This window comes from Streptomyces sp. NPDC088746 (assembly GCF_044751065.1).
Classification (GTDB): domain Bacteria; phylum Actinomycetota; class Actinomycetes; order Streptomycetales; family Streptomycetaceae; genus Streptomyces.
In genome coordinates this window covers 619309-641601 of record NZ_JBIVLA010000002.1, presented here as the reverse complement: position 1 = coordinate 641601, position 22293 = coordinate 619309, and the positions used below count along the sequence as shown (strand labels likewise).

Genomic DNA, 22293 nt, shown 5'->3' with positions numbered 1-22293 from the left:
GGTATCCGGTCATGTGGAGATCCCGTGGCGGGGCACCCGAACAACCCGCTTAGGCTGCTGCCGTTGGCCAACGCATCACCGTGGGGGGTTACAGGGCTGATGAGCCATGCGATGGATGTCTTCGAGCCACTTCAGGCTGACGACCCGCCCCTGGTGGCGGGCTATCGGCTCGCAGCGCGGCTGGGTGCCGGTGGCATGGGGCGGGTGTATCTGTCGCACACCCAGGGCGGCCGCCCCGTGGCGATCAAGGTCGTGCGGCCGGAGCTGGCCGACGATCCGGACTTCCGGCGTCGGTTCGGCCGGGAGATCAAAGCAGCCCGACGGGTCCGGGGTGCGTACACCGCCGAGCTGATCGACGCCGACGCGGAGGGCGTACCGCCGTGGCTGGCCACGCTGTATGTGCCGGGCCCGTCGCTGACGGAGGCGGTGACCCGGAGCGGGCCCCTGCCGGTGCCCGCGGCGCTGTGGCTGATGGCAGGGGTGGCCGAGGCCCTGCAGGCCATCCACGCCGAGGGCATCGTGCACCGCGACCTGAAGCCGTCGAACGTGCTGCTGGCCGCCGACGGGCCGCGGGTGATCGACTTCGGTATCGCGCTGGCCGCCGACGGGACCTCGTACACCGCGACCGGTGGCATGATCGGCACGCCCTCCTTCATGGCCCCGGAACAGGCCTCCGGGGGTGAGATCACGGCGGCGACCGACGTCTTCGCGCTCGCCCAGACCACGGCGTTCGCGCTGCTCGGGAAGCCGCTCTACGGCGACGGTCCGGCCGTCAACGTGCTGTACCGGATCGTGCACTCCGAACCCGACGTGTCCTTGCTGCCCCAGTCGCTGCGTCCGCTGTTCACCCGTTGCCTGGCCTCCGACCCGGCCGCGCGGGCGACGCCGGAGGAGGTCGTGGAATGGTGCCGGGACCGGCTGGGGGCGGACGCCGACGGGGGCGGCGGGCCGGCGGTGTGGCGGGAGGTCACCGGGCCGGAGCCCGTGGTCCCGGCGCCCGTACCGGAGCCGACCCCGGCCTACCCGCAGCCGGCGGTACCGGCGCCGTATCCGACCGAGCCGCGGACGCCGGTGCCCACGCTCGCCCATGTGCTTCCGCAGCAGCAGTTCACGTGGCCGACGCCGACGCCGGAGCAGCGCAAGGCCCGCAGGCGGCGCACAGCGCTGATCGCGACCGCCGGTGTCGTGGGAGGGGTGCTTGCCGCGGTGGCGCTGGCCTGGTCGGCCATGGACGCGATGGACCGGATCGGCGACCGGGACACGGCCGGCCCCACGGTGTCCGCGACGGGACCGGCCGCAGGCTCCTCGGCATCCGCACCGAAATCGTCGACGGGCCCCTCTCCGGATCGGTCGGGTGCCTCGGATCAGCCGGCGGTCGGGGCCGGTGAGGACGCGTCCGACGACGCCGTGTTCCCATCGGGCTCGGCCCAGGATCCGCGGCCTGAGGGGTTCCCCGGGGTATGGCTGGACGCGAAGAACTCGCTGAGCCTCAACAACTCCGAGCCGGAGCTGAAGGGCCGAAAGGGCGACATCCGCTTCGGTTGTGAGCAGGCCGGCTGCGAACTGAAGAGCGACAACGTCGTGTTCATGCAGATCTTCGGAGGACATGGCACGACCCTCGACGAGTGCCGTCTCATGCTCGGGAGCGCCGCGAAGCACAGCTGGACGCTGGCCGCAGCGGCGGCCGGTACCGAAATCTGCATGAAGGACGACGAGGGCAACATCGGGCTGTACGTGATCCAGACGAAGTCGACCGCTCTCCCGGACATCGCCTTCCTCACAGGGGACCTGACCGTCTGGCGGACCGCAGGCCGGTAGCGCTTCGCGCGTGGGTCGTGCCCTCGTCGTGCATCGTGTGCGCTGATCGCATTCGTCCTTGGGGGGACCATGACGTGACGTCACCGACGAGGCGGCCTGGAAGATCTGTACACAGGAACCGTCCGTCGGCGCGACCGTCGTCTTCGGTGTCGTACCGACCGGTGAGCACGATCAACTGACGTAAGGGGCGGTGGGCCGGTTCAGTCGTCCGACCGGCCCGGTCGCCTGGTGAAGCGCCGTAACCCCCTCCGGGTGGGCCTGAGAGGTTCGTCCTCGGGGGCGGCCGGGCCCTGAGCCGCTGTCAGGGCCGCCGCGGGGGCGGGGGCCGGCCCGTGCACGTAGGGGCTGCCCTGTTCGATCCGGCTCCGGACGGCCTGGGCCATGGCGTGGTGGGACGGTTCTCGCAGCAGGCCCTCCGCGGACAACCGCTCCCACATGTGCAGCAGTTCCTTCCCCCGGGTCGCTATCTGGCCCTCGTCCCGCAGTCGTTGCCACGCCGCGGTGGCACGGGCCACCTCGGGCACGGACCGGTTCAGGTCGGTGCGGCAGCGGATGCGCGCGACGGTCAGCGCGAGGATGGTGGAAGCCATGTAGTCGCCGCGGAGATAGGCGATGTACGCCTCGATCGCCCTGGCCTCCAGCGACAGTTCGTCCTCCGCTCCCCGGCGCAGCGTCAGGTGCTCCCGCAGTGCGCCGGCGAGGACGAACGCGGCGTGAAGCTCCTCGCGCCGGGCGTGCTGAATGATCCGCTCGACGCGGGCGAGCGGAGGAAATGCCTCTTCCTCCGCGGTGGTTCGCTCGCGCCCGGGCGGCAGGTCCTCCTCCTCGCCTATGGTCCGGCTGGAGCCGTCGGGGTACACCCGGAGCCGGGCCACCTGCCGCACGCTGCGGTCGATGACGGTCGCCGCCACCGGGGCCCCCAGGGTGCGGGCGAACATGGCCACGGCGTCGAGGATCGCCTCGTTGGGCGGGCGCGTGCCGCCCATCTCCAGCAGATGGCCGTTGACCACCGTCGAACCGTCCTCGGCCACGTACGCGTCGAGACGGATCAGCGGAGGTGCGCTGAGCACGGGCAGGTTCCCCGTGTCACGGGGTGCCGGCGAGTGGGGCATCCGCTCAGACTCCAGGTCGGGCCATGCCGCTGACGGGCATGGAGGCAGTCGGTGCGGTCGTGATCGTCACGGCGTGCAGACTATCGGGGCGCCGCTCGCCGCAGTGCACGGAACCGGCAACCGCCCTCAGCCCTCCGCCACCGCCGTGGCCCGCCAAGGGGCGAGCCGCTGCACGTCCTTGGCCGTCTCCGTGACTCCGCTCAGGAAGCCCTGGGCACGCGGGGACGCCGTGTCGCGGAGCCACTCAGGCGCTATGTCGCACACCGCGACCTTCACGCCCGTGCCCGCCAGGGCCAGCGGGAGCGTGTGGACCACGGTGGACGGGAAGCTCAGCACCGTGTGGCCGATCGGGCCTCGGCGGGCGATGAGTTCCAGCGGCAGATCGGGGCGGACTATCTCCAGGCCGGTGGCGGCTTCCAGGGCGTGGAGCTTGTCCGCGGACTCGCGGCGGTGGGCGAAGTAGCGGGTCGCGCCGTGAGCACGGGCCAGCGAGGTGACCGCCTCCTCGTACGGGACGGGGTCGACCACGCCGGTCTCCACGAGGGAGGTGCCGACCAGGTCGGCGCCCTTGGTGATGAGGGGCGGGCCGAAGCGCGCCCGCGTCCAGGCGAAGGTGTTCGCCGTGACGTCGACTCCCTCGGGGGCCTCCACCGGCATCGCGGTGAACACCTCGACGGTGCGGGACGCCGACGGGGTGAAGCTGCGGCGGGCCGCGGTGGTGACCGGGGCCAGGAGCAGTTCGCGCGGGCCTCCGCTCCCCCGGCGGTGCCAGCGCACCAGGCGTTCGCCGCGCGCCAGTTGGGCGACGAACTCCATGGTGGCGGTGCCGTCGTCGACGACCGTGATCCGGCGGGCCCGGACCAGGGTGAGGAGCAGCTGCACGTACCGGGAGAAGGGGTCCCCGATGACGATGCGGTCGGCCTTGCGGATCAGGCCGGTCAGCGCCCGCAGGGCCTTCAGAGGCGCGCCGGTCTCCCCGCGCGCCTCCTGCCAGCGGACGGTGATGCCCTCGTCGCGTGCCAGCTCCGCCATCCTGCGCAGCTGTCCGCGCGACATCGGGTCGACCGGGGGGAGGACGACGACCGTGGTGTCGGTTCCTCCCCGGGTGTGGGTCCACTCCAGGACGTTCAGGAGCTGGACCGGGCTCTCGACGAAGGCGAGGTTCACCGGTCGGCCCGTCAGACCGCGACCGGCTCGGCGGCCGGCGCGTTCTCGCCCTCGGCGACGACGCCCGCGACCCGGCGGAGCTTCTTCATCGGGCCGAGCTCGGACTCGTACACCTTCTTGACTCCGTCGCCGAGCGACGCCTCGATGGTGCGGATGTCGCGTACGAGGCGCGTGAGGCCCTGCGGCTCGACGGAGGCGGCCTGGTCGGAGCCCCACATGGCGCGGTCCAGGGTGATGTGGCGCTCGACGAAGGTGGCGCCCAGCGCGACGGCGGCGAGGGTCGTCTGCAGGCCCGTCTCGTGGCCGCTGTAGCCGATCGGGACGTTCGGGTACTCCTGCTGCAGGGTGTTGATGACCCGCAGGTTGAGCTCCTCGGCCTTCGCCGGGTATGTCGAGGTGGCGTGGCAGAGCAGGATGTTGTCGCTGCCGAGGACCTCGACCGCGTGGCGGATCTGCTTCGGCGTCGACATGCCGGTGGAGAGGATGACGGTGCGGCCGGTGGCGCGCAGGGCGCGGAGCAGCTCGTCGTCGGTGAGGGAGGCGGAGGCGACCTTGTGCGCGGGGACGTCGAACTTCTCCAGGAAGGCGACGGCCTCGGTGTCCCACGGGGAGGCGAACCAGTCGATGCCGCGCTCGGCGCAGTGCTCGGCGATGGCGGTGTACTCGGCCTCGCCGAACTCGACGCGGTGGCGGTAGTCGATGTACGTCATCCGGCCCCAGGGGGTGTCGCGCTCGATGTCCCACTGGTCGCGCGGGGTGCAGATCTCCGGGGTGCGCTTCTGGAACTTGACCGCGTCGCAGCCGGCTTCGGCGGCCACGTCGATCAGCGCGATGGCGTTGTCGAGGTCGCCGTTGTGGTTGATGCCGATCTCGCCGGTGACGTAGACGGGGTGGCCGGGGCCGGCGGTGCGGGAGCCGAACGTGCGCAGACGGGAGGCGTTGCTCATGGTGGTGCGTCCTTACTTGGTGGGGGTGGTGGCAGGGGTTCCGGTGGAGAGGGTGGGGCCCAGCAGCCAGGCCGCGATCTCGCGGATGGCGCCGGAGCCGCCGGGGTTGGTGGTCACGGCGCGCGCGGCGGCGCGTACCGAGTCGTGGGCGCTCGCGACGGCGACGGGCCAGCCCGCCAGGCCGAAGCAGGCCAGGTCGTTGACGTCGTTGCCGACGTAGAGCACGCGGTCGGGAGCGATGGACTGCTCCTCGCACCACTGCTTGAGTGCCAGGTCCTTGCGGTCGATGCCGTGCAGGACGGGGACCTGGAGTTTGCGGGCGCGGGCGGCGACGACCGGGTTCTGTTCCGTGGACAGGATCAGGAGCGGTACGCCGGCCCGGCGCAGGGCGGCGACGCCGAGGCCGTCGCCGCGGTGCACGGAGACGATCTCGCGGCCGTCGGAGTCGATGAGGACGCGGTCGTCGGTCTGCGTGCCGTCGAAGTCGAGGACGACGGCGTCGATGTCCGCCAGGGTGGGGAAGGGCGAGGGGTCCAGGAGCGGTGCGAGGGCGCGGGCGCGGGCCAGGTCGTGCGGGTCGTCGATCTCCAGGACCCGGGCCGGGTCGGTCGGCACGAGCGCCGTGTGGCCGAAGAAGCGGTGGCGGTGGGCGCGGAAGCCCTCGACGTCCATGGCGTAAGCGGCGCCGGTCTCCAGGTAGTCCTGGGGCCGGTCCTGACGGCGGGGGCGTACGGCCTTGTCGTGGTTGACGCCGTAGGTGTCCTCCTCGACCGCGCTGCCGTCGCGCCACACGAAGCCGTGGAAGGGCGCCACGGTGACGGCGGTGTCGGCGCCGTCGCGGGCGACCGCGGTGGCGACTCCGTCGATGTCCTCGCGGGTGATGAAGGGGCTCGTGCACTGGACCAGGAGCACCACGTCGGCCTTCCGGCCGTGCGTCGTCGTCTCGTAGCTGTGCAGGGCGTGCAGGACCGCGTCCTCGCTGGTGGCCGTGTCGCCCGCGATCGCGGCGGGGCGCTGCACGCAGTGCAGCCGGGAGCCCTCTCCCAGGGCCTCCGCGGCGGCGACGGCCGCCGCGGAGATGGCCGGGTCGTCGGTGGTGACGACGACGTCCGTGACCTCGGGCGACGCGAGGCAGGCGCGGACGGCGCGGGCGACGAGCGGTACGCCGCCGACACGGGCGAGGTTCTTCGCGGGCACGCCCTTGGATCCGCCGCGGGCGGGGATCACGGCGAGGACGGTGGGGGGCGGGGTCATGGGTGCTCCTGAATCGGTGGTCACAGCTCGCCCATCCGCCGGATCACGGGGGCGACCCGCTGGACGCCGTGGCGGTAGGCGCCGCGCGCCGCGTTGCGTACGGTCTCGCGGACCGCGCCCCGGACCCGGCCCGTCTCCTTGGGGGTGACGGCGCCCGGAAGCGGGTGGCCGTCGGGGCCCAGGTGGTAGCGGGCGAGGATGCCGGGGAGGTATCCGGGCGCGGTGGCGGGCGTGTAGTAGGGGGCGAGGCGGGGAAGCGGCCCGGCGGCGAGCAGCGCCGCCACCCGGGCGCGGGCGGTGTCGTAGGCCGTCCCGTAGGTGCCGTCGGCGGCGACGCCCTGGCCGGAGAGCCACTCCTCGTCGGGCTCGGGGCGGAGGCCGCCGTCGAGGTGGTCCCAGGACGTGATCAGTCCCGATCCGATGAAGTGGTGGTTGCCGAGGGCCTCGCGTACGCCGAGGTCGGAGAGGATCGCGGTCGGGATCCGCCGGTGCAGGGACTCCAGTGCGGCGGTCGAGGACACGGTGACCAGCAGGTCGGTGCGGTCCAGGACCTCGCCCATGTGCCCGTACACCAGGCGGAAGTTCGGCGGGAGGCCGCCGGGGATCCGCTCGGCGAGCCGCTGGTAGGGCAGCTCCTCGATGTGCGTGGTGTGCTCGCCGGGCTTGGAGCGCAGCTTCAGCAGCACCTCGCGGGCGGGGTGCAGCCGGGCGTGCTCGACGAGCCGGCGCAGCAGGTAGGTGCGGTCGGCGCGGGAGGCCGGCACGGACGGCTGGGCGGCGAACACGACGGTGTCGCGGCCCTCCTGCGCCCGGTGCGGCTCCCCGCCGAGGAACGGCAGGGCGGCCTCCGTGACGGACGACGCGTCGGCGCCGACCCCTTCGTACACCGCGCGGAACCGCTCCCCGTCGTGGCGGGAGTTGGCGAGGACGACGTCCGCGCCGTGGCGCAGCAGCAGTCCGTCGGCGAGCTTCTCGTAGACGACCCCGACGTAGCCGGTGACGACGACGGGCCTGCGGGGCAGGTCCAGTGCGGCCAGGCCGTGCAGCATCGCCTGGACCGCGCCGCCCACGAGGGCGAGGACGACGACGTCGTACGCCTCGTCCCGCACCGTGTGCAGGAACTCGACGGCTGTCACCTCGCGCACCCGGTCGGCGTCGACGCCGACCTCGCCCACTTCGGCGAGCTGGCGGGGCGTCGGGGTGGCCCGGCCACGCAGCAGCAGTCCGCTGATCTCCACGGGGCGCCCCGCCGCTCCGGACTCCGGGGCGGCGGAGAGGCGGCGCGCGGTGAGCGCGCCCCACTTCCACCGGGTGTCGGAGTCGGCGAGCACGGCGATGCGGAGGGCCGGGCGGCCGGCTGCTGGTGTGGCGGCCGGAGGGGCCGCGTCATCGGTACGGGGGGGCACGTCGTAAAAGCTAGGAAGCCATTTCGATCCGCGGCCCAACGTGATGGCAACAGATGGTTAACAGCCGGTCGACGATTGGGGATTCGGCCGTTCCGGGGTCCGAATCGGCCTCTCGGGCAGGCCGGTTCACTTTCCCGATGCGTTCCGTTCACTTTCCGTACGGGCGGGAGTCAGGGCAAATGCCGGGGCCGCCCCTAGCGTGATGCGGGTGGTCAAGCTCTCCGTCATCGTGCCGTTCTACAACGTCCAGGCATACGCACCCGACACACTCAGAAGTCTGCGGTCCAATACCCGCGAGGATTTCGAGTTCATCCTCGTCGACGACTGCTCGACCGACGGGACGCCGGAGCTGTTGCGCCGGGCCCAGGACGAGATCGAGGGGGTGGTCGTGCACCGGCATGAGCGCAACGCCGGCCTGGCCACCGCCCGCAACACCGGCCTGGACGCCGCCCGGGGCGAGTACATCGCCTTCCTCGACGGCGACGACTGGCTCGCACCCGGCCACTACGACCGTCTGCTCGCCCGGGCCGAGGCCCTGGGCTGCGCGTTCGTGCGCACGGACCACGTCCAGGTCACCGGCACGTCCCGCACGGTGCGCCGGGTCCCGCACGGCCTGCGCGGGGTGGTGGGCGACCCCAGGGAAGCGATCCTGCCGGCCGACCGGACGACCTCGGTCGACTACGCCTTCGCCTGGGCGGGGCTCTACCACCGCGGTCTGCTGGACCGGGGGCTGCTGCATTTCACCGACGGGCTGCGCACCGCCGAGGACCGTCCGTGGATCTGGCGGCTGCACCGGGAGGCGGAATCCTTCGCGGTCCTGGGAACGCTGGGTCATTTCTACCGGCGGGGAGTCGCTTCATCCCTCACCCAGATCGGGGATGAACGCCAGCTCGATTTCATTCGCGCATATGACCAGGTGGTGGCGGATACCGCGAAGGACCGCGACGCCGACATCCTGATGCCGAAAGCCGTGCGGACCTACTGCGCCGTTATTTCGCATCACGTCGGATCCATGGAGAAATTCGAACCGTCCGTGGCCCGCACGCTCAGATCACTCGCCTCGGCGGCACTCGGAAACATGCCCCGGCGCGTGCTCGACGACGTCCTGGACTCGATGGACACCGAAAGGGCGACCGTGCTGCGCAAGCTGCGCCGCCGGTCCGCCGTCACCGAGGGAGCGACCGCCGCGTGACCGTCCAGATCTTCGTCGCCTCCGGCCTCCACGGCACGGCGGTGCTCGCCGCGGCACTCGACTCGGGCTGCTTCGAGAGCTCCGGACGCCGCGTCCTCCTGCTGAGCGACAACACGGCGGTCCCCGAGGCGACGCTCCCGGTCGACGCGACACCCGGGTTCGGGCGGCTGCGCTCCCGCTTCGACGAGGTGCGTTCGTGGAACGACGCCGTCTTCCCGCTGCACCCGGGCGCCTGGGCCCCCAGGCCCGACGACGTACCCCTGTGGGAACGCCACCTGCGGCGGGCGTGGGACCTCGGGGACGAGGAGGTCGAGCTGGTCCTGGAGTCCCCGCACGCCTCCCCCGCCCAGGCCGTCGCCCAGATCTTCACCGGCGGGCCGGTGACCGTGTACGCGGACGGGCTGACCGGTTACGGCCCGACCGGGGGCAAGATCCCGCCGCTGATCGGCACCCGCGTCCGGCAGCTGATCCACCCGGACCTGCTCCCCGGCCTGACACCACTGCTGCTGGGCGAGTTCGACGCCGTACCCCGCCCGCTGCCCGTCGCGGCCCTGCTCAAGGTCTTCGCCGAACTCGCGGAGGCCGCACCGGAGTCCGGGGCCCCGCAGGGGGCCGCGGTGCTGCTTCTCTCCGGGGCGGGGGCGCTCCCCGCCGCCGAGGAGACGGAGCTCCACCTGCGGATGATCCGCGGCACGGCCGCCCTCGGCCACACCCACCTCGTCCTCCGGCCCCACCCCGGCGGCCCCGCACCCTCCGTGGCGGCCCTGCGGGCGGAGGCCGTACGCCTCGGTGTCGAGCTGACCGTCCCGGACTCCGCCCTCCCGGCCGAGGTCCTCTACGAGAGGCTGCGCCCCGCGCTCGTCGTCGGCACGTTCTCGACGGCGCTGCTCACCGCGGCCGCGTACTACGGCCTGCCGGTGGCGAGGACCGGGACCGGCACCCTCCTGGAGCGCCTCACCCCGTACGAGAACCCGGCGAGGATCCCGGTCACGATCGTCGACGCCCTGCTGCCCGACCTGGCCGACGCCGCCGCCGTGGCGGACCGGCCGCCGCTGACGGAGGCCACGGTGGCCGAGGCACTCGACGGCCTGCTGCCGGCCGTCGCCTTCGCCATGCAGCCTCGCGTCCGTCCGGACCTCCGCCCGGCCGCCGAGCGCTATCTCTCCACCCGTCTGAACACCCGGACCTGGCGCTACTTCAAACGCCGCCGCCTCGGGTCACTGGCCCTTCCCGGCGTCGTCCCCGCCCGCCTCGCCTTCGTCCGCCGGAACGCCACACTGCGCCGGCTCGCGCGGCGCGCACGGGCCCTGAAGCGGCGCGCGAGCCGCTGAGGCGCGCGGGCGTCGAAGCGCGGCGCGCGCCGCTGATCAGCCCAGCAGCCGCGTCAGCCCGAGCCGGGTCCACAGCATGGCCGCGCCGAAGGAGAGGGCCGTCGTGGCGGCGGTCACCGTGACGACCAGGGCCGCCGCCACCGGCAGCGAGAGGTCGGCGTCGACGAGTACGTCGGTGAGGACACCCAGCACCAGCACGTGGATCATGTACGCGCCGAACGAGGCGCCCGCCAGCCGGGTCAGCGCCGGGCGCAGGCGCTCCGGGACGCGCAGCCGGTGCAGCGAGACCAGCACACCCGCGCTGAACAGGGCCACCAGGATGCTCGCGTACGGGATCGCGTAGTGCACCTCGTGCTGGTACGCGATGACGGCGGCCAGGAACGCCCCCGCCGGCAGCAGCCACCACTGGCTCCGCCTGCCGAACGTCCCCGCGGGCAGGGCGAGGACCAAGGCGCCGAGAACCGCGTAGATCAGCTGGTACGGGCCGAAGCCCCAGCCGAAGCGCGGCAGTTCCAGGTCCGTGACCTTCCCCAGGTCACCGAAGAGGGTCGGGGCGGCGCCCAGCACGAGGAGGGCGACGCCGAGGCCCCACGGGCGCTTGCCGGACTTCACCAGGGCGGCGAAGGCCAGGAGCAGGATCACGGGGACGTAGGCGTACAGGTACCAGAGGTGGTACGCCGGACGCACCGAGGCGAACAGCGCGTCGAACGCCAGCTCACCGGCCGGGGCGTCGTTGGTGCCGCGCAGCCGGCCCCATGCCACGTAGAGCACCGTCCACACGGCGAGCGGCACCACGATCCGGACGACGCGCTGCCACAGCTGCCGGCCGTCCCTGACGGGGGCGCCGACCAGGACGACCCATCCGGCGATCGCGAAGAACAGCGGGACGGCGAAACGGCCCGCCGAGTCCGCCGCCAGGCCCGCCCAGTAGGTGCCGGGGCCGTTGGCGGCGTCCCGGCCCGCCGTGCTCACGAAGGCGGAGCCCGTGTGGCAGAGGATCACACCGACGGAGCAGAGCAGCCGGATCAGATCGATGTCGTACCGGTGTTCGCGGCTGGGGCGGGGTGCGGGGGCGGGCTCAGGGGACTGCGCGGGGGCAGGCGGGCCGGCCGGGGAGACAGAGGAAGACATGGTCAACGAAGGCTATGAACGGGCGGGCCCCGGGTGAACTCCGGTCAGGTGAACAGTCACTTCGTCCGGGTGTCCGGCAGGTGAAGGCCCCGTGCCCCCTCGGCGGCCCGGGGGCCGGGGACACGCGTACTCCGGGGGGCCGGGTCCGGCAGCCCGAAGACGCCCCGGAGCTCGGCGAGGTTGGCGCGGGTGACCGACCACAGGTGCTCCTGCCGGCCGCGCACGTCGGCCACGGCTGCCCCGTGGTCGTCGAGCACGGCCGCCGCACGCTCGGCGAGGCGGGCGCCCAGCGAGCGGTCGTGGACGGACACCCCCCAGTCGGGGCGGCCGATGTCGGCGAGGAAGTAGGCGAGCTTGGGGTGCGAGACCAGGCTGACGATCGGCGTGCCGCAGCCGAAGGGGATCATTCCCGCGTGCCCGCGCATGCCGATGACCAGGCGCGTACGCCGGTAGAGCTCGCGGATACGGTCGTTGGTGAACAGGTACAGCGGCTCGACCGGGAGGGCGATGCCGTGTTCCCGGCGCAGGTCGTGGACGAACTTCTCGTCGGCCGGCATATGGGCGGCGTACCGGACCTCGGCGCGCTCGCCGATGGCGCGTACGGCGGCGGCCGACTCGGCCAGGAAGTGGCCGTAGTCGTGGCCGAAGCGCAGGCCGGCGCGGTCGTAGGCGCAGTTGACCAGCACGGTGTCGTCCCGGCTCACGCCGTCGTCCAGGCCGGGGTCGAGGTGGCGGGCGACGGTCGTGGGACACGGCTGGTAGCGGACCCGGTCCCGTAGCTCCTCGGGCAGGAGTTCCCTGACCCGGTCCACCGAACCGTGGTTCCGCAGGCCGAAGAAGGCCGACTTCGCGACCAGGGCGCGCAGGCTCTCCCCGAAGCGCTCCCTGCGGTAGCGCTGGCCGTCGAAGACGTTGTAGCCGACCGCGAAGACGGCGAGCGGCGCGGTGATCCGGGCCAGGACGTCGTCGGGGATGTTCCACTGCCAGCCGCTGTTGCTGTTGGGCGCGGTGTCCGGGAGGAAGAGCCCGCCGCCGCCGACGACGATGCCGCGCCGGGCGTTCAGCTCCTCCAGTGCGGGCTCGTCGACCAGCCGGTGCACGGACCGCTCGTGCCAGCGGGCGGGGCCGGTGTCGGGCCCGAAGCACATGCGCACCGCTTCGGGGAGCACCTTGTCGCCCGCGTTCTCCTGGCCGTCGGCGAACAGGGCGACATGGGCGAGCTGTTCGTCCGCGGGTCCCTGGCCGGGGGCCTCGGCGGAGCGCGTACGGACGTACCAGGCGTGGCAGTTGCCGTCGGTGGGGTCGGCGTCGAGGCCCTCCCGTGCATACGCCGCCGCGTCCTCGGTCCGGCCCAGCAGCCAGGCGAGCCGGGCGAGCTGGCCGTAGGCGCGGGCGGCGAAGTCCGGTGACACGGTGGCCAGGAGGAGATGGGCCTCGGCCTCCTCGTAGCGGGACAGGGCCATCAGGCTGATGCCCAGCGCCTCCTGGCAGCGCGGCAGGTCGGGCCGGTCCGCCACGGCGGCCTTCAGCAGGGCGACGGCCTCGTCGTAGCGGCCCTGCTGCCGGTGCACCTCCGCGACCCGGCGGACCAGGTCCACCGGCGCACGACCCTCCTCGGGGAACGGCAGGGCGCAGTGCAGAAGCAGTTCGGGGTGGGTGGGGCCCGGGAGGGCGCAGTAGGCGGCGCGGAATGCCGCGTCGTCCAGCGCGAAGCGTTCGCGCGCCTCGTGCGCCGGGGTGCCGGGGGCGGGGTCCTCGCCGAGGTGCAGGACGACGGTGCTCCCGGGCACCGGGACGCCGTCGTACAGCCGGTCGGCCGGGAAGTCGTAGGGGGAGCCGAGCGGTTCGAGGATCCCGGCCTCCGTCAGCGCGCGGCCGACCGCGTCCTCGCCGCCTTCGGCGAGGGCGTCGAGCAGGTCGTCCGTCACGTCCTGGCGCTGGATGACCAGCAGCCCGTCGTCCCGCACGAGCCGTCTGCCGCCGGGTGCGGGCTGCGGCACGGCTGCCACTCCTGTGCGCAGGGCCAGCAGCGGCCGGAGGGAGCGGAGGACGATCATGTCGGGGCCGAGCGCGACGACGGTGTCGTAACCGGTCGCCCGGAAGGCGTCGAGGCGGCTCTCCGCGATACGCGGGACGAGGCGCGGGTGCAGCCGGCGGGCGGCGTCGAGCGCGGAGTCGGGCAGCCCGGGGTGCAGGAGGAGGAAGTCCTCGCAGACCGCCGGGTCCGCCAGCGCGAGGCTGCGCAGCAGCACCAGGAGGCCGGGCATCCGGTCCTCGTCGGCGTACGCGGCGAAGGCGATCCTGCGCTTGCCGGTGACGGCGCTCCGGTCGTCGGCGTCGGCGGGCTGCGGCCGCTTCCGGTCGTCGGCGTCGGACACGGGCACCGACTGGGCCGGGGCGGGCCCGGGCCGTCTGTCGTCGGTGGGCTCGGCGGGGGTGTTCATCGCAGCTCGGTCCTCATCTCGGTCTCGTCCTGGTGTGCCGCCCGGGCGGCGACCCACTCCCGCTCGCGCGGCAGCAGCTGCCCCGGCAGTCCGAAGCCGATGAGGTCCAGGCGGTCGGCCGCGTCCAGGAAGTCCAGGAGCCTGAGCACGGTGAACGCGGTGGTGGTCCGGGTCCCCCAGCCGTCCTCGCCGAGCAGCGCCGGATCGTCCAGGGGACGCCGCAGGGAGGCGTCGCCGACTTGGTCCTGCGCGCCGGCGACCAGGCGGGCGCGCAGCGAGCGGCGCCACTGCGACAGCGGGTCGCCGAAGACCAGCCGGGTGCCCGCCGGGCGGTCCCAGGCGGGGCCCGTCCACGGGGTGTCTCCTCGCAGCGTGACCGCGTGCAGGTCGGTGCGCGGGGCGGCGGCCGGAAGGGTGTCGCAGCGCACCACCAGGTCGTAACCGTCGATCAGCTTGCCGAGCGCGCTGCCGGGTTCCCGTTCCGCGTCGGCGACCCGGGCCGCGCCGGCGACCAGGCAGACGGAACGGCCGTCGACCGTGCGCCGCAGGGCGCCGACCCCGGCCGGCTCCGCGCCGCCGAGCAGGGGGTCGGCCATCCGGTCCCGGTCCAGGAGCCGGCGGTAGGCGGCGTAGCGCGCGGTGAGGCGGCGGACGGCCGGGTCGGCCGTGCCGCCGCGCTCGGCGGTGTGCCGGCGCACAAGCTCGGCGAAGACCGTACGCGCCTGTCCGGCGGGGGCGTTGTGCAGCGCCCGCAGGGCGGCGCCGTCCTCGGCGGGGAGCAGCCCCGCGGCCTCGTCCAGACAGCCGCGGAGTTCCTGGAGCGTGGCGATACGGCGCACGATGTCCTCGGCCGCCGCCGGGTTCCGCTGGAGCGCCAGGTGTTCTCCGTACGCCTGCTCCGCCTCGTCCCGGCGGCCCAGCGCGTCCAGCGCGCTTCCGCGCAGCCGCCACGCGCCCTTGGACCTGGCGCGCAGCGCGGTGGCCTCGACGGCGATGTCCAGGGCGAGACGGGTCTCCGTCTCCCCGCCGGCCTCCAGGGCGCGCTGCCCGGTGCGGAGCAGGGCCTCGAAGAGCTCGTCCCCGTCGGTTCCGCACGCCGTGGTGAGGCCGCCGATGGCGGCGAGGAGCCGGGTCTGCGGGGCGTCGCCCGTGGGACCGCCGGCGGTGAGGCCCGCGAGGTAGTCGCCGCACAGGCGCAGTGCGGCCGTGGGGGCCGGCCGCGCCGTGGGGCCCTGCCCCGTTCTCGCCCGCACTGCCTTGAGCAGCCCCGTGAAGGTCTGGCCCATGCTCGTTCCGCCGTTCTGTCATCAGTGGCCGGCCGGGGCGCGCGCCCCGGTTCCGGGGTCAGAGGCCCAGGCTGGTGCGGGTGCGCCGCACGGTGCGGCGCAGCCGGATCGCCGCGCCTCGCGGGCCGCCCCCGGGCAGGGTGAGCTTCTGCAGGCGGCGCCGCTTGAAGTAGTGCTGCGTGCCCGTGTCGAGGTGGTCCCGGAGCCAGGCCTCGGCCTCCGCGCGCAGCGTGGGGTGGAGACCGGACTGCATGCAGTAGCCGACCGTCCTGACCAGGGGTGCGAGGGTTTCCGGGGCCGTGGAGGGGAGTTCGGGTACGGGCTCGCCGGCCTGCTCGTCCAGGTCGGGCACGAGGTGGTCGACGATCGTCAGCGGTATGCGGTTGCTGTTCTCGTACGGGGTGATGCGGTCCAGGACGAGACGGGTACCGACCCGGGCGACGGGGATGCCGTAGTACGCGGCGGCGGTGAACATCGCGGTGGAGAAGCAGCCGACGACGAGCGTGGGAGCACACCGCTCGTAGAGGGTCTCGGCGAGCAGCGGGCTGTCGAGGGTGGTCAGCCGTATCCCCAGTGCGGCGGCCGCGTCGTCCAGGGCCCTGGAGTAGCGGGCCGGTGCGGTGGGGTGGGGCTTGAAGAGGACGGAGGTGTGGCCGGCCCGCGCCGCGCCGCGCAGCATGCGCAGGTGCAGGTCCTCCTCCTCCTCGGCCGTGAGGATGTTCAGCGCCGCGAGGTACTGCCCGAGGAGCACGGCCGTGGGCGCCTCGGCCTCGGCCTCCGCGAGCCGGCGGTCGCCGTCCGCCGCCCCGGCGATCTCGCCGAGGACCTTGCGGAAGGCGTCGTTCGGCACGAGCTCGGGCTCGACGCCGGACTCGGCGAGGAGGAGCGGACGCAGTCCCGGCACGAGATCCAGGTGGAGCACCCGCTGGATGCGGCAGGCGATGGACCGTGGCACCTTGTTGCGGGTCGGGCCGTAGCTCATCAGCCCGTCCGCGTACACGTGCACGGCGCTCTCGGAGAAGATCGCGGCCAGCGCACGGGCCGGGTTGACCTGGATGGACTCGACGGCGAGGTCGACGGGGGCCTCGGGGGCGATGCCCCAGGCGAGGCGGAAGGCGCGCTGCCAGAGCTCGGTCTCCTCGGCGCGCGGGCCCCAGCCGCTCGGGTGGTGCGGGCTGATGGCTGCGTTCCAGTCGACGACGGAGTCGAAGCGGGCGGCGATGTCCCCGTAGCCCCGCATCTCCTCCAGCCGGAGGGCGGTCTCGGGGATCGCCGCGTTGTTGGTCACGAGCAGGACGCGGTGGCTGTCCTGCCCGGGCCCGAACTGGCCGGCGTCGAGGGCCGCCGCGAGTGTGGCCGCCCCGTACAGGGTCGACACCTGGAAGATCTGGGTGCGCGTGGGCATGGGTCAGGCGGCCTTCTGCTTGTCACGCAGGCGGTTGAGCAGGGTGCTGCGCCTGGTGTCCATCATCGTCAGGGTGTGGTCGAGCACCTGCTGCGGCATGCGGTGCAGCGCGGCTGCCGACTCGTGGCGCAGACGCCGGAACGTCGCGGGTTCGTAGGCGTCCGCCTTCTCGTTGTGGAAGGCGATCATCGCGCAGTAGGTGCGGACCGCCTTGGGGAGGAGGATCTCCGCGTCCGGGTCCTGGAGGATCTCGTCGATCAGCGTGTCGTAGGCGGGGAAGAAGTCCAGCTGGCGCGAGTCCTTGATCTGCGTCAGGGACGTGGTGACACCGCGCCGGTAGAAGATGCCGTACAGGTTGAGCGCGGCGTAGGTGCGGGCCCGCAGGTGCAGCTGCCAGATCCACAGCCGGTCCTCCGCGGTGCGCAGCCGGGTGGTGAAGCGGTGGCCGCCGTCCTCGAAGAGCCGCCGGTGGTAGACGCCCGCCCATACGAAGGGGTAGTCGACCATGGTCTCCCACTCGGGGGCCGCGATGCCCTCGCGTGGATCCAGCACCGTGTCACGCAGCCGGGCGGGCGCGCGCTTCACGACGCGGCTGGTCCCGGTGGCCTGGACGTGGTCGGTGCGGGCGAAGTCGCAGTCCAGCTCGGCGGCGGCGTGCAGCAGCCGGTCCAGGTGGCCGGGTGCGTACCAGTCGTCGCCGTCGAGGAAGGTGACGAAGTCGCCCCGGGCCGCGTCGATGCCGCTGTTGCGGGCCGCCGCGATGCCCACGTTCTTCTCGTGCCGGATGACCTCGGTGTGGGGGAGTCTGTCGGCCCAGCGGTCGACGACGGCCGGCGTCTCGTCCGTGGAACAGTCGTCGACCAGCAGGAACTCGATGTCCGGGCCCGCGTTACGGGCAAGACTGCCCAGCGTCGTGTCGGCGTAGGCGCCGACATTGTGGAACGGAACGACAACGGACAGCTTCGGCACGCGGGCCCTCACCTTCGATCATGGTCCGCACACGCTAGTGACGCGGATGAAGGGGCGGGTGTCCCACGGCCCGACGAACGGTGAACTCTGGGCGTCGCGGGGGTGACCCGCGCCGGGGGAGGGCCGTGGCGGCGGTCGGACGTGCCACCGCACACCGCAGCTTGACCTCAACTTTGCTTGAGGTCCTACGGTCCAGGACATGGACTACTCACATGACGACGCAGGACTGGCACGGCAGCCCATCGGCTACTGGAGCTGGGCGGCCCACGACGCGACCGTGACCCACATCCGGGCCGCACTGGCCGAACACGGCCTGACCCAGCCCCCCTGGTGGGTCCTCAACCAGCTCACCGAAGCGGACGAACACGGCCGCCCGCGCGCCGAGGTCGTCGCGATGCTCAGCGGCTATCTGAACGTCGGCGGTTCCCTGGAGCCCGAGATCGACACCCTCATCGCCCGGGGCCTCGTCACCGAGGACCCCACCACCCGCCTGCGGCTGACCGCCGAGGGACACGTGCTGCGCGACAAGGCGGCAGAACGGGTGGGCAGGGCGCTGGCGGAGATTCACGCGGGTATCCCGGACGAGGAGTTCGTCGCCGCGCTCAAGGTCCTCCAGCGCATGATCCACAACGTGGGCGGCAAGGCCTGGCACCACTGACCCGGGCGGGGCTCACACGCTGCTGAACGACAGCTTCGCCGCGAACCCCAGGAACAGCACACCCGCCGCCGAGGTGGCCCCCGCCGACAGCCGCTTACGGCGGCGGAAGGCGGCGGCCAGGCGGGTGCCGCCGAAGATGAGCGCCGTGAGGTAGAGGAAGCTGCCGATCTGCAGCAGCGTCCCCAGCAGCAGGAAGGAGAGCCCCGGATAGGCGTAACCCGGATCCACGAACTGCACGAAGAAGGAGATGAGGAACAGGATCAGCTTGGGATTGAACAGGCTGACCACGAGCGCCCGCCGGTAGGGATGCTCCGTCTCCTTCGCGGGCGCCGCGTCCTCCACCGTCAGCTCGGCCATGTGCTGGTGCCGCTCGCGCCACATCGACACGGCCGTCCGCATCATCCCGATCGCCATCCAGGTCAGATATCCCGCGCCGGCGAACTTGACGACCGCGAAGAGCAGGGGCGTCGTCTGCAGCAGCGAGGCGGCGCCGAGCGCGGACAGCGTCATCAGGACGGTGTCCCCGGTCCATACGCCGGCCGCGGCCACATAGCCGGTGCGCACACCGCGCCTGGCGGCGACGGAGAGCACGTACAGCGAGTTCGGCCCCGGCAGCAGAATGATCAGCACCAGGCCGGCGAGATAGGTCGGAAGATCGGTGACACCCAGCATGGACGGAGTGTCGCACGCGCGTACGGCGCTCCGTCCAGGTGGTTCACATACCGGAAGGTCAGGTTCCGGGGGATCGGTCCTCGTCGCCGTCCAGCAGCCGGTCCACGGAAATCTCCATCTCCACCCCGACGACGTCCGGCACGGTGAACGACATGCCCCTCTTGTGGGGCGTCCGGTTCCTGTACTCGCCGCCGCGCGGGTCGGTGCAGACCAGCACCTGGTCGTGCTTGCGGTCGGCCACCACATAGACCGGAATGCCGGCCTGGGCGTAGTCCTCGACCTTGGGGCCGAGATCGTCCGCCCAGTTGGTCGAGGTGACTTCCAGAACCATGCGGAAGACGTGCGGGGCGTAACAGTTCTTCATGACGTGGGCGTCGCGAATGTCTGCCTCTACGACCGACAGATCGGGAATCGCGTAGTCGTCCGGACCGGTGGGCAGCCAGATCCCGACCGCCTGGACCAGTCTCAGCCCGACCCCGCGCGCTCTCGCACCGAACTCCTCGCCGAGCCAGGAAAGTGCCAGCGCATGCGCTACGTCGGCCGGTGGCGTCCCAGTGAGCCTCCCCTGGAGAATCTCCACGCGATGCCCGGGCAGCGAGCGTGCGGCCTGTTCGGCCTCGCCGATCGTCAGCTCCGACTGCATCGTCACCAGCTCCTCGTGCTGAATCACAGCCACGGCATCCTCCTTTCGGAGACCACTGTTCACGAGCCTATCCACGGGTGAGGCCGATCGACGGGAGATCACCCGCGCGGGTGGCCTCAGAACGCGTCCGTCGGGACGTACGCGCCCCAGACCTCGCGCAGCGCGTTGCAGACCTCGCCCACGGTCGCCCGTGCCCTGAGTGCGTCCTTCATCGGGTGGAGCACGTTGTCCGTGCCCTCGGCCGCCTTCTTCAGCTCCGCCAGCGCCGCGTCCACGGCGCCCTGGTCGCGTTCGGCGCGGAGCTTCGCCAGGCGGGCCGCCTGCTGGGCCTCGATCGCCGGGTCGACGCGGAGCGGCTCGTACGGCTCCTCCTCGTCCAGGCGGAAGCGGTTGACGCCGACGACGACGCGTTCACCGCTGTCCGTCTCCTGGGCGATGCGGTAGGCGCTGCGCTCGATCTCGCCCTTCTGGAAGCCGCGTTCGATGGCGTCGACCGCGCCACCCATGTCCTCGACCTTGAGCATCAGCTCCAGCGCCGCCGCCTCGACGTCGTCGGTCATCTTCTCGACGACGTACGACCCGGCGAAGGGGTCCACCGTCGCCGTCACGTCCGTCTCGTACGCCAGGACCTGCTGGGTGCGCAGCGCGAGGCGGGCCGACTTGTCCGTCGGCAGGGCGATGGCCTCGTCGAAGGAGTTGGTGTGCAGCGACTGCGTGCCGCCCAGGACCGCGCCCAGCCCCTGCACGGCGACCCGGACCAGGTTGACCTCGGGCTGCTGGGCGGTGAGCTGGACCCCGGCGGTCTGGGTGTGGAAGCGCAGCATCAGGGACTTGGGGTTCTTCGCGCCGAACTCCTCCCGCATCACCTTCGCCCAGATCCGGCGCGCGGCACGGAATTTGGCGACCTCCTCCAGGATCGTCGTACGGGCGACGAAGAAGAAGGAGAGCCGCGGCGCGAAGTCGTCCACGTCCATGCCGGCCGAGACGGCGGTGCGGACGTACTCGATGCCGTCCGCGAGGGTGAAGGCGATCTCCTGCGCGGGCGAGGCGCCGGCCTCCGCCATGTGGTAGCCGGAGATGGAGATCGTGTTCCACCTGGGGATCTCGGCCCGGCAGTACTTGAAGATGTCGGCGATCAGCCGCAGCGAGGGCTTCGGCGGGAAGATGTACGTGCCCCGGGCGATGTACTCCTTGAGCACGTCGTTCTGGATGGTGCCCGTCAGCCGGTCCGCGGGGACGCCCTGCTCCTCCGCGACCAGTTGGTAGAGCAGGAGGAGGAGCGCGGCCGGGGCGTTGATGGTCATCGAGGTGGAGACCTCGTCCAGCGGGATCCCCCCGAACAGGACGCGCATGTCGTCCAGCGAGTCGATCGCCACGCCGACCTTGCCGACCTCGCCGGAGGCGATGGGGGCGTCCGAGTCGTGCCCCATCTGGGTGGGCAGGTCGAACGCGACGGAGAGCCCGGTCGTACCGTTGGCGATCAGCTGCTTGTAGCGGGCGTTGGACTCGGTGGCGGTGCCGAATCCCGCGTACTGCCGCATCGTCCACGGCCGGCCCGTGTACATCGACGGGTACACCCCACGCGTGAACGGGAAGGCGCCCGGGTCCCCGAGCTTCTCCTCGGCCCGCCAGCCGTCGAGCGCCTCCGGCCCGTAGACCGGCTCGATGGGCAGTCCCGACTCGGACTCACGCGTCATTGCTGTGCCTCCCGTTCAAGCTACTGGCGGTAACGACCTCGCGACGGACTCTAGCCCCGGCGCCCCCGGCCGTTGGGATCCCTCCGCTGGGACCTTGCTCACAGCCCGTACCGGAAAAGCCCGGACGCATGTCTCCCATCATGGACAGGATTCGGCAACCGGGCAGGACGGGAATCCGTCCCATGAGATATCCGTGCCGCGCGAAGGGTCACGCGCGACCGGGGCGGTGACGGGCGAGAACCAGGGGGCCGAGGATGCGCACACGGACGGACAGATACACGCGGGGGGTACGCGCGGCGGTCGCGGCAGCCGTGGGCGTCCTCGCACTGGCCACGCTGACGGCGGGCTGCAAGGTCGAGACGGTGGGAGCGGCGGAGCCCACCGCTCTCCCGGCGAAGATGCCCTCACCCTCCACGTCCTCACCTCCCACTCCCTCACCGGACGACGCCAAGCCGGGCGGCGACCGGCCGAGCCCCTCGGACACCCCCTCCCGGACGCCGAGCGCGCGCCCCTCTCCACAGCCCAGCACCCTGATGTCCGTCGGCGACCGGAGCGAGCGCGTACGGGAGCTCCAGGCCCGGCTGCGTCAGATCGGCCACTTCGACCGCAGCCCCACCGGGTACTACGGCGACGCGACCGTCGCGTCCGTGCAGTCCTTCCAGGGCAAGCGGGGCCTGCCCCGCACGGGCCGGACCGACACGGTGACCTGGGAGCGGCTGCTCGCGATGACGCGCCGGCCGACGGCGAAGGAGCTCGACCCGCCGGCCGCACCGGCTGCCGCGAAGCCCGACGCCCGCTGCATGAAGGGCCGCGTCCTGTGCATCAGCAAGAACAGCCGCACGCTGTCCTGGATGATCGACGGCAGGGTCGTCTCGACGATGGACGTGCGGTTCGGCTCGCAGTACACGCCCACCCGTGAAGGCGTCTTCTCGGTGTACTGGAAGTCCCGCCACCACGTGTCGACGCTCTACGACTCCCCCATGCCGTACGCCATGTTCTTCAGCGGCGGCCAGGCGGTGCACTACTCGTCCGACTTCGCGGCGCGCGGTTACAACGGTGCCTCGCACGGCTGCGTGAACGTACGGGACGAAGGGAAGATCGCGTCGCTCTTCGCCCAGGTGCGGGACGGCGACAAGGTCGTCGTTTATTGGTAGACGGTTC

General features: G+C 72.4%; 18 protein-coding genes. 5 read left to right on the top strand and 13 right to left on the bottom strand.

The window, feature by feature from the left end:
* Positions 1–111: 111 nt before the first annotated feature.
* On the top strand, positions 112–1818 hold the full coding sequence (locus tag ACIP63_RS10410; protein ID WP_401513338.1) for a serine/threonine-protein kinase: 1707 nt from the start codon (positions 112–114) through the stop codon (positions 1816–1818).
* A gap of 200 nt (positions 1819–2018) precedes the next feature.
* On the opposite strand, the gene ACIP63_RS10405 is transcribed toward ACIP63_RS10410, so the two are convergent.
* From ACIP63_RS10405 to ACIP63_RS10385, 5 genes are all read right to left on the bottom strand, one after another.
* Entirely contained in the window at positions 2019–2888 is an 870-nt protein-coding gene (locus ACIP63_RS10405) for a hypothetical protein (RefSeq protein WP_401513335.1), read from the bottom strand.
* Between the two features lie 168 nt (positions 2889–3056).
* Positions 3057–4097, bottom strand: coding sequence for a hypothetical protein (locus tag ACIP63_RS10400; protein WP_401513332.1), 1041 nt, complete (start codon positions 4095–4097; stop codon positions 3057–3059).
* 11 nt (positions 4098–4108) lie between these two features.
* Positions 4109–5044 carry an N-acetylneuraminate synthase family protein gene (locus ACIP63_RS10395; protein ID WP_401513329.1) on the bottom strand — a complete coding sequence of 312 codons (936 nt, stop codon included), beginning with the start codon at positions 5042–5044 and terminating at the stop codon, positions 4109–4111.
* Between the two features lie 12 nt (positions 5045–5056).
* Positions 5057–6298 carry a cytidylyltransferase domain-containing protein gene (locus ACIP63_RS10390; RefSeq protein ID WP_401513328.1) on the bottom strand — a complete coding sequence of 414 codons (1242 nt, stop codon included), beginning with the start codon at positions 6296–6298 and terminating at the stop codon, positions 5057–5059.
* A gap of 20 nt (positions 6299–6318) precedes the next feature.
* A complete protein-coding gene (locus ACIP63_RS10385) occupies positions 6319–7704 on the bottom strand; it encodes a DUF6716 putative glycosyltransferase (protein ID WP_401513325.1) in 1386 nt (461 codons plus the stop codon).
* A 208-nt stretch (positions 7705–7912) separates the two neighbouring features.
* Here ACIP63_RS10385 and ACIP63_RS10380 point away from each other — a divergent pair, with 208 nt between their 5' ends.
* A complete protein-coding gene (locus ACIP63_RS10380; protein WP_401513323.1) occupies positions 7913–8896 on the top strand; it encodes a glycosyltransferase family 2 protein in 984 nt (327 codons plus the stop codon).
* The gene (locus ACIP63_RS10375; RefSeq protein WP_401513320.1) at positions 8893–10227 is read left to right on the top strand and encodes a polysialyltransferase family glycosyltransferase; all 1335 of its coding nucleotides are present in this window, start codon (positions 8893–8895) and stop codon (positions 10225–10227) included. The genes ACIP63_RS10380 and ACIP63_RS10375 overlap by 4 nt, the downstream gene beginning before the upstream one ends.
* Positions 10228–10263: 36 nt before the next feature.
* On the opposite strand, the gene ACIP63_RS10370 is transcribed toward ACIP63_RS10375, so the two are convergent.
* Genes ACIP63_RS10370 through ACIP63_RS10350 form a run of 5 tightly spaced genes read right to left on the bottom strand, consistent with a single transcriptional unit; the run spans position 10264 to position 17462 of the window.
* Positions 10264–11358 (bottom strand): acyltransferase, encoded by a 1095-nt coding sequence (locus tag ACIP63_RS10370; RefSeq protein ID WP_401513317.1) that lies wholly within the window; start codon positions 11356–11358, stop codon positions 10264–10266.
* Positions 11359–11414: 56 nt separating this feature from the next.
* Entirely contained in the window at positions 11415–13802 is a 2388-nt protein-coding gene (locus ACIP63_RS10365; RefSeq protein WP_401513315.1) for a polysaccharide pyruvyl transferase family protein, read from the bottom strand.
* Complete coding sequence (locus ACIP63_RS10360) at positions 13799–15088, bottom strand: hypothetical protein (protein WP_401513313.1); 1290 nt, start codon at positions 15086–15088, stop codon at positions 13799–13801. Before ACIP63_RS10360 ends, ACIP63_RS10365 begins: the two co-directional genes overlap by 4 nt.
* Before the next feature lie 58 nt (positions 15089–15146).
* The gene (locus ACIP63_RS10355; RefSeq protein WP_401513310.1) at positions 15147–16493 is read right to left on the bottom strand and encodes a polysialyltransferase family glycosyltransferase; all 1347 of its coding nucleotides are present in this window, start codon (positions 16491–16493) and stop codon (positions 15147–15149) included.
* A 3-nt stretch (positions 16494–16496) separates the two neighbouring features.
* Positions 16497–17462 carry a glycosyltransferase family 2 protein gene (locus ACIP63_RS10350; RefSeq protein WP_401513308.1) on the bottom strand — a complete coding sequence of 322 codons (966 nt, stop codon included), beginning with the start codon at positions 17460–17462 and terminating at the stop codon, positions 16497–16499.
* 199 nt (positions 17463–17661) lie between these two features.
* Here ACIP63_RS10350 and ACIP63_RS10345 point away from each other — a divergent pair, with 199 nt between their 5' ends.
* Positions 17662–18120, top strand: a complete 459-nt coding sequence (locus ACIP63_RS10345) for a MarR family winged helix-turn-helix transcriptional regulator (RefSeq protein ID WP_401513307.1) — start codon at positions 17662–17664, stop codon at positions 18118–18120.
* A gap of 12 nt (positions 18121–18132) precedes the next feature.
* Here the strand turns inward: ACIP63_RS10345 and leuE are convergent, their stop codons facing one another.
* The 3 genes from leuE to ACIP63_RS10330 all read right to left on the bottom strand — a co-directional run bounded on the left by leuE (position 18133) and on the right by ACIP63_RS10330 (position 21132).
* A complete protein-coding gene (leuE, locus tag ACIP63_RS10340; RefSeq protein WP_401513304.1) occupies positions 18133–18792 on the bottom strand; it encodes a leucine efflux protein LeuE in 660 nt (219 codons plus the stop codon).
* A gap of 58 nt (positions 18793–18850) precedes the next feature.
* Entirely contained in the window at positions 18851–19468 is a 618-nt protein-coding gene (locus ACIP63_RS10335; protein ID WP_401513302.1) for a Uma2 family endonuclease, read from the bottom strand.
* Positions 19469–19551: 83 nt separating this feature from the next.
* Positions 19552–21132, bottom strand: a complete 1581-nt coding sequence (locus ACIP63_RS10330; protein WP_401513299.1) for a methylmalonyl-CoA mutase — start codon at positions 21130–21132, stop codon at positions 19552–19554.
* Positions 21133–21386: 254 nt separating this feature from the next.
* On the opposite strand from ACIP63_RS10330, the gene ACIP63_RS10325 reads away from it, so the two are divergent.
* On the top strand, positions 21387–22286 hold the full coding sequence (locus tag ACIP63_RS10325; protein ID WP_401513297.1) for a L,D-transpeptidase family protein: 900 nt from the start codon (positions 21387–21389) through the stop codon (positions 22284–22286).
* The last annotated feature ends 7 nt before the right edge of the window (positions 22287–22293 follow it).